This is a genomic window from Streptomyces himastatinicus ATCC 53653 (assembly GCF_000158915.1).
Lineage (GTDB): Bacteria > Actinomycetota > Actinomycetes > Streptomycetales > Streptomycetaceae > Streptomyces > Streptomyces himastatinicus.
The window spans coordinates 6,970,628-6,977,555 of sequence record NZ_GG657754.1; the positions used below are offsets into that span (position 1 = coordinate 6,970,628).

A 6,928-nucleotide genomic window follows, 5' to 3' on the forward strand; every position below is an offset into this window, starting at 1 on the left:
CCGCGATCGACTCCAGCACCCGCACCGCGTCCGCCCGGTCCCCGGAGCACAGCCGGACCCGGGCCAGCCCGAAGGCGGCGCTCACGAAGCTCGGATCGGTCGCCCAGACGAGCCGGTAGTACTCCGCCGCGTTGTCCAACTGGCCCAGCACCTCGGCGCAGACGCCGAGCGCCAGCTTCGGCGCGGGCTCCCCGGGGAACGCGTCGTAGACGGCGTCGAACGACAGCGCGGCCGTCTCGTGGTCGCCGGAGGCCAGCGCGTGCACCCCCCGGTACCAGACGATCCGCCAGTCGTCGTGGTACGCGGCCTCCAGACCGGTCAGCGCGTCACCCGCCTCCCGCACCTGCCCCAGCTCCAGCAGGGCGCGCACCCGGCGCAGCCGCAGCTCGGGCGAGTCGACGGGCGCGGATTGCAGCGCCGCGCCGACCTCGGCGGGCGGGGCGGACAGCAGCCCGGCCAGGAAACCGGCGTTGGGATCCGAGGGATCCACCAGCGGCACGGGCAGGGCGAGGGCGGTGGCCCGGGTGTCCAGCGGTGCGATGGCGGGCAGCGGCAGGGCCAGCGGCCCCTGCGGCGGCCCGGGCGGGCCCTGCGGCGGTACGAGCGGGCCCTGCGGGGGTACGGGGCCGCCCGGCGGCGCGCCGCGGTCCGTGGTCCGCCCGCCCAGCAGCGACGGATCCTGGCCCTCTTCGGCGAACAGCGCCGTGTCCACCACCCGGGTCTCCGGCCCGAAGAGGGTCGACAGCGCGGGCCGGGGCCGCCCGGTCTGGAGCGCCACGGCCTCCCGCAGCACCCCGGTCAGCTGGTCGGCCATCTCCTGTGCGGAGGAGAACCGGCGCCCCGGGTCGGGGTCGGTGGCCCGCACCAGCAGCCGGTAGAACGATTCGTACCGCCGGAAGACCTCGATGTGCTCGGGGTCCGGGAGGCTGTCCACGAAGACGTTCGTATAGCCCTGGAAGTCGAAGGTGAGCACCGCGAGGGTGCGCGCCACCGTGTAGAGGTCGGAGGCGACCGAGGGCCCCTGCTCCGCGACCTCCGGGGCCTGGTAGCCCACCGTGCCGTAGATCGCGCTGTCCTCGTCGTCCACCCGCCGGACCGCGCCCATGTCGATGAGCTTGAGCTGGTCCTGCTGCTGTATGGCGTTGTCGACCTTGAAGTCGCAGTAGAGCAGATTGCGGCTGTGCAGATGGCCGAGGGCCTCCAGCGCCTCGATCCCGTACGCGCACGCCTGCTCGACCGGCAGCGGATCGCGCCTGCCGTCCGGGGCGCGCCGCGCGTTGGCGATGTCCTTGAGGGACTTGCCGCCGACGTACTCCATGACGATGTAGCCGTCGAGACTGCCCGTGTTCTGGTCGAGGTGCTCGACGAAGTTGTAGATCCGGACGATGTTGGAGTGCTCGATCTCGGCGAGGAAGCGGCGCTCGGACACGGCGGCCGCCAGCGCTTCCTCGTCGCCCGTGTCCAGCAGGCCCTTGAGCACCACCCAGCGGTCCGACACCGCACGGTCGATGGCCAGATAGACCCAGCCGAGCCCGCCGTGTGCCAGACAGCCCGCCACCTCGTACTGCCCGTGCACGATGTCGCCGGGGCCGAGCTTCGGCACGAACGAGTACGGGTGACCGCACTTGGTGCAGAAGCCCTCGGTGCGGCCCGGCCGGTCGCCACGGGCGCGGCCCACCGGCGCCCCGCAGTCGCCCCGGCTGCAGAACCGCTTCCGCTCCGGCACCTCGGGGTCGGCCAGCACCGCCGTACGCGGATCGGGGCGCGGCACCTCCGGGACGCTGACCAGACCCGCGCCCAGCGCGTTCCGCCCCGAGGCGGTCGAGGACGAGCCGGAGCCGCGCACCGACACCGAACGCGAGGAGCGCCCGGAGGAGGAGCGGGACAGCCGCCCGGACACCGAACGCCGGGACGACGACGAACGGGACGGCCGGGACGAGCGCGAGGAGCGGGACGACGAGCCACGCCCACCGCCGCCCGCGACGCCGGTCGGCGGTGAACTGACCATGCCCTGCGGGGAGACCACCGGGGCCATCCCGCAGGTGCCGCAGTACAGCTCGCCGCCGCCCACGTCCTCGTACGTCCCGCCGCACTCCCGCCGCTGGCAGGTGACGACGTCACTCATAGCGCTCCCCCTCGCTGCCGCGATCGGCGGCACCGTGACCGGCGGGATCCTGCTGCCGGGGTGCCAACGCCTCGGCAGCCGCCCGCTGATAGCGCAGGACCGCCTGCTCGGCGGCGCGCAGATCGCACGGGGCGCTCCACAGCATCCGGCGCGCCACGTCATACCGCTCCACCAGGAACGGATCCTCCGCCATACCGTGCCGGGCGACCTTCGCCTTGTACGCGTCCAGCCGCCCGCGCAGCTCGGCGCGGACCGCGAGCGGTGCGGTCACCGCCGTCAACGACTCACGGGCGCGCAGCAGTTCGTCGTCGGCGCGCCGCTCCAGGCTCTCCAGCAGTGGGGAGAGCCGGTGCCACTGGGAGTGCCGGCGGTAGTCGGCGGCCATGACCAGCTGCTCGTGCAGGGCGGTCGGCGGGCCGCTGACCGCGGGCACCTCGGACGCCGCGATCTTCGCCAGCACTTCACCGCGCGCCTGCCGGGCCTCGGAGAGGGTGCGATCGGCGCGGGACAGCACATCGCGCAGCCGCATCAGACGCCGCTCCGCGTCCTGCCGGACGTCCAGGACGGCCTCGATCTCGCGCCGTACGTCGTCCAGGGCGCGGGCGGCGCGGTCGTAGCGGACGGTGTCGGGACTGCCGCCGCCGGGCGCCGAACTCCTCCCGGCGGCCGGTTTCCAGAAGGCGAGCGGATCGGAGACCACCTCGGCGCGCAGCGCGGTCAGCTCGGCGGTGATCTGCTCCAGATCGTCGCCCGAGGGGTGCTCACCGGGCCGCACCCCGACCGAGTGGGCGAGCGAACGGGTGCGGTGCAGCTCGGCGGAGAGCATGTCGATCCGGGCGGGCAACGCGGACCACACGGCGTCGGCCGTGACGATGACGTCCAGCGCCTCGGCATACCAGCGGTTCATCCGGTCGACCAGCAGGTCCAGGCTCAACTGCTCGCTGAGCAGCGGCGATCCGGTGAGCGTCGCGGTGCTGGGCAGGGTGATCCCGGGGCCGCGCAACAGCTCGGTCAGCTCGGCCAGCTCGCCCGGAGTGGACCAGCGATGCCGGGAGCGCACCTCGCGGGCGCGCCGGAGGGCGTCCGTGTACGCGTCGAAATAGCTCCACAGCAGCGAGATGGCCTGTTCGGTGGTGGCCCACCGCTCCTTGGTGACGCCCGTCAGCTCGGCGCCTTCGAGCAGCCTTCTGCCCGCGTGGTCCTGGAGGGCGAGCAGCGACGTCTCGATCGCCTCGTGCTCGGCGCCGAGCCTCGCCAGCGCACGGTCCACCTCTTCACGGCCCATGGCCGGCCCCTCGGGTGTCCCCGCGGAGCCGGGGAAGGGTCCCGGGACCCCCATCGATCACCTCTCCGAGTCCGTGTCCGTATCCGTCAGGCGTGATCCGTCTGCTGCGACATCCCTACGCGTATGAACCGGGCGCTAATCCTTGCCGGTCCGTGATCCTCGGCTCCCCGCCGGTCCCCAACTCCTCCTGCTCTCGGTCCCTCTAGTCCTTGTACAGGGGATCCGGAGGTGCCGGGTTCCGCTGTGTCCTGCCGAAATCGTCCGCGAGCCAGGTGCGGTAGGCGCGCTGCCAGGGGCTGTCGGCGCCGCCTTTGCGGTAGTCCTCCAGGACCTGGTTGACCCGGCGTACCAGGTCGTCGTCGTTCTTGTTCATCGCCACGCCGTACAGCTCATCGGTGAATCGTGGGCCGACCAGCTTGACGGAGGGGTCCTGGGCGGCCTGGCCCGCCGCCAGCGCGTTGTCCGTGATCACCGCGTCCACCTGCCCCATCTGTAGCCTGACCAGGCAGTCCAGCTGGTTGGGAACGGGCTTCACCTTGATCGCACCCAGCGCCTCGGCGCCCTTTTCCGGTTCGTCCAGCACGGCCTCGGCGGTCGAACCCTGGGCCGTGCAGACCCGCTTGCCGCGCAGGGTCCTGTTGTAGCCGGTGATGGACGAGTCGTCGGGGACCAGCACCTGCTGTCCGGCCTGGAAGTAGGCGGTGGAGAAGGCCACGTCCTTGATCCGGTCGCAGTTGATGGTCATCGTGCGCACCACGATGTCCACCTTGCCCTGCTGGAGGGCCTTGATGCGCTGACTGGTCGGAATGGTTCGGTAGATGACCGCGTCCGGATCGCCGAAGATGTCCTTGGCGATCGCGCGCACGATATCGATGTCGAAGCCGGTCAGCTCACCGGTGGCCGGGTCGCGATAGCCCCAGCGGTAGCTGTTCTGGTCGACGCCCGCGATCAGCTTGCCGACCTTGTGCCCATGGATCTTCCGTTCCTTGATCCGCTTGATGGCCGGTCCGCTCGCGCTCGACGGACGCAGGCTCGCCTCCGGCTTTTCGCAGTCCTCTGCCGCCGCCTCGGAACCGGCGCCCAGGGGGTGCGGACCCGGGCGGGACCGCTGAGATGCCTGGGACTGCCGGGTGTCGCCCCCGCCGTCCACCAGCGCGGGCCCCACGATGGCCGTGGTCACCCCGAGGGCGCACACCACCGCGGCGAGGCCCGATCGCATCCGCGCCGATCGCGGCCGTGCCGGTCGCAGTCGTGTCGATCGCGGCCGTGCCGGTCGTGTACGCGTCGCTCGCATGTCTCCGCCCCCCATCGCCGTCACCGGTACTCCGACAGCCTGCGGCCTATGCCCAGGACCGCGCCCGCCGCGCCCAGCACCGCCAGCACCCCGGCCCCGACCGCCATCCCGGTGAACGCCCCGCGCCCGCTGTCGGCGGCCTCCTGGAACTGCCGCTGCTCATGGCCCAGCGCCTTCGCCAGCTCGTCGTCCACCCGGTCGAAGGACTCGCCCGTGCTGTCCTTGGTGCCGATGACCTTCTCCAGCGCGCCCTTGTAGTCGCCCGCGTCATCGGCGCTGCGGGCCGCCTTGTGGCGGTCCTGCCAGGCGCGGACCGCCGTGGCGGCCGCCTCCACCGGGTCCCGGCCCCCGCCGTCGTCCGCGAGATCGTCTGCCCGGTCCAGCAGGCTGCCCTCGGCGGCGCGGTCGCCGGACCCGCCGCCGATGAGCCCGGCCATCCGGGAGGCGTAGCTGACCTCGTAGGCGTCCTTGCCCTTGTTGGCACCGTCCTTGTCGACGACGACCGCGCCCCGCGCGACCAGCGTCAGGTTCTCGTCGGCGCGGGCCCGCAGCGAGGCGATCCGCGCCTCGTTGAGCACCCGCAGGGACTTCGCCCCGTGGTCGTCGGACTCGTTCAGGTCGGCGCGTGCGAGAGCATGGCCGGCCACCAGCCACACCAGCACCACCGTGGCGGCAGCGGACGCACCCAGCAGCCCGTGGTTGAACACCCGGTTGGTCCGTTGGTAGTTGCGGCGCTGGGCCCAGCCCAGGGCGGCCAGCGCGACCACGCCCACGCCTATCGCCGCCCAGGGCCAGGACTTCGCGTCCCCGTAGTCGTCGCCGAGGCGGGCGGTCTCCGCCTCGTACAGCCGGTCGGCGGCGGGCAGCAGCCGGGTGCGCATCGTGTCGTTCGCATAGCGCAGATACGCGCCGCCCAGCGGCAGGCCCTGCCGGTTGTTGGCGCGCGCGGACTCCACCAGCCCCGTGTAGACCGGCAGCAGTTGGCTGATCTTCCGTATCCCGGCGCGTGCCGAGGCCGACCCCTCGGTGTTCGCCGCGGCACGCACCAGCAGCTCGGACGCCGTGTCGATGTCCCGCTCATAGCGCTTGCGCACCGCGGCGGACTCCTGGCCGCCTGCCAGGAAGCCGCTCGCCGCCGTGGTGTCCGCGTCGGCCAGCGAGCGGTAGATCCGCGCGGCGTCCGCGCTCAGCGGCTGGCTGTGCTCGGCCACCGCGTCGGCCGCGGTCTTCCGGTCGGAGACCTGCCAGGCCGTCACCGCCCCGAAGGCCACCACCAGCGCGGCCAGCACGGCTCCGATGATCCGCAGCCGCCCGGGCTCGGTCGTGGCCCCGGCCCGCAACCGGTCCAGGCCCTCCCGCCACGCGGTCCGCGGCGGGGCCGCAGGCGCGGGCGGCGGCGCTGGTCTGCCGGTGGTCGACACAGATGACACAAGACCTCCCCCTTGGTCCGGACCCCACGGTCACTGTCCGCAGAAGTATGGACCGCGCCCCCCGGCCAGGTCACCGGTCTTGCCTGGATCTTGCTCGGACCGCGATCTTCTCTCCCCACTGTGATTACGCTCAGGAGGGACTCCCGGTTCCCAGTTCGTCACCGTCAGTTTCCGTGACGCCCGTTCGCGCACGCTGCGTGGCCGCTCCCTCGGCCCCGTCGTAGTGCGCGCGCAGCCGGGCGTACGCCGCCGGTGGTGCGCCGGTGTGGTCCAGGCCGAGCAGCGCCGCGCCGAGCACGGGCGGGGCCGTGACGACCCGGGGCGCGGCCTTCGGCGCGCGCTCGGCGAGGAGTTCGCGGACCCGGTCGTCCAACTGGGGGTGCCGGGCCGCGAGCACCCCGCCGCCCAGGATCACCGGCGTCTCCTCGGCCAGCAGGTCCAGCCGGGTCAGCGCGACCGTGGCCATCGTGACCACCTCCTCCGCCTGGCGGTCGACGATCGCGCGCGCGACCTCGTCGCCGCCCGCGGCCACCGCGAAGAGCACCGGCGTCAGCGTGTAGCGGTGGGACGGCTCCAGCCGCCCCAGGTGGACGGCCTCGATCAGCTCGTACATCGTGGTCAGGCCGAAGTGCGCGGGCAGGGCGCGGGCCAGTTCGGTCGGCTCGCCCCGGCCGTCCTCCGCGCGCGCCGCCCACCACAGCGCCTCTTCCGACAGGAAGCCCCCGCCGCCCCAGTCGCCGGAGAGCCGCCCGATGGCGGGGAAGCGGGCGGTGCGCCCGCCGTGGCCAAGACCG

The 6,928-nt window shown here is 73.1% G+C and carries 5 protein-coding genes; all 5 read right to left on the reverse strand.

Features of this window, described 5'->3' with window-relative positions; translation table 11 throughout:
* Positions 1 to 2,125: serine/threonine-protein kinase (locus tag SSOG_RS29320; protein WP_063631603.1), on the reverse strand; the 2,125-nt coding region annotated here is incomplete at its 3' end.
* A complete protein-coding gene (locus tag SSOG_RS29325; protein WP_009717886.1) occupies positions 2,118 to 3,464 on the reverse strand; it encodes a coiled-coil domain-containing protein in 1,347 nt (448 codons plus the stop codon). The genes SSOG_RS29325 and SSOG_RS29320, both read right to left, overlap by 8 nt.
* 148 nt (positions 3,465 to 3,612) lie before the next feature.
* Positions 3,613 to 4,629, reverse strand: coding sequence for a glutamate ABC transporter substrate-binding protein (locus SSOG_RS29330; RefSeq protein ID WP_039938977.1), 1,017 nt, complete (start codon positions 4,627 to 4,629; stop codon positions 3,613 to 3,615).
* 95 nt (positions 4,630 to 4,724) lie between these two features.
* Positions 4,725 to 6,134, reverse strand: coding sequence for a hypothetical protein (locus SSOG_RS29335; RefSeq protein ID WP_106516478.1), 1,410 nt, complete (start codon positions 6,132 to 6,134; stop codon positions 4,725 to 4,727).
* Between the two features lie 130 nt (positions 6,135 to 6,264).
* Positions 6,265 to 6,928, reverse strand: a 664-nt coding sequence (locus SSOG_RS29340; RefSeq protein WP_009717889.1) for an N-acetylglucosamine kinase, incomplete at its 5' end; no start/stop codon positions are given.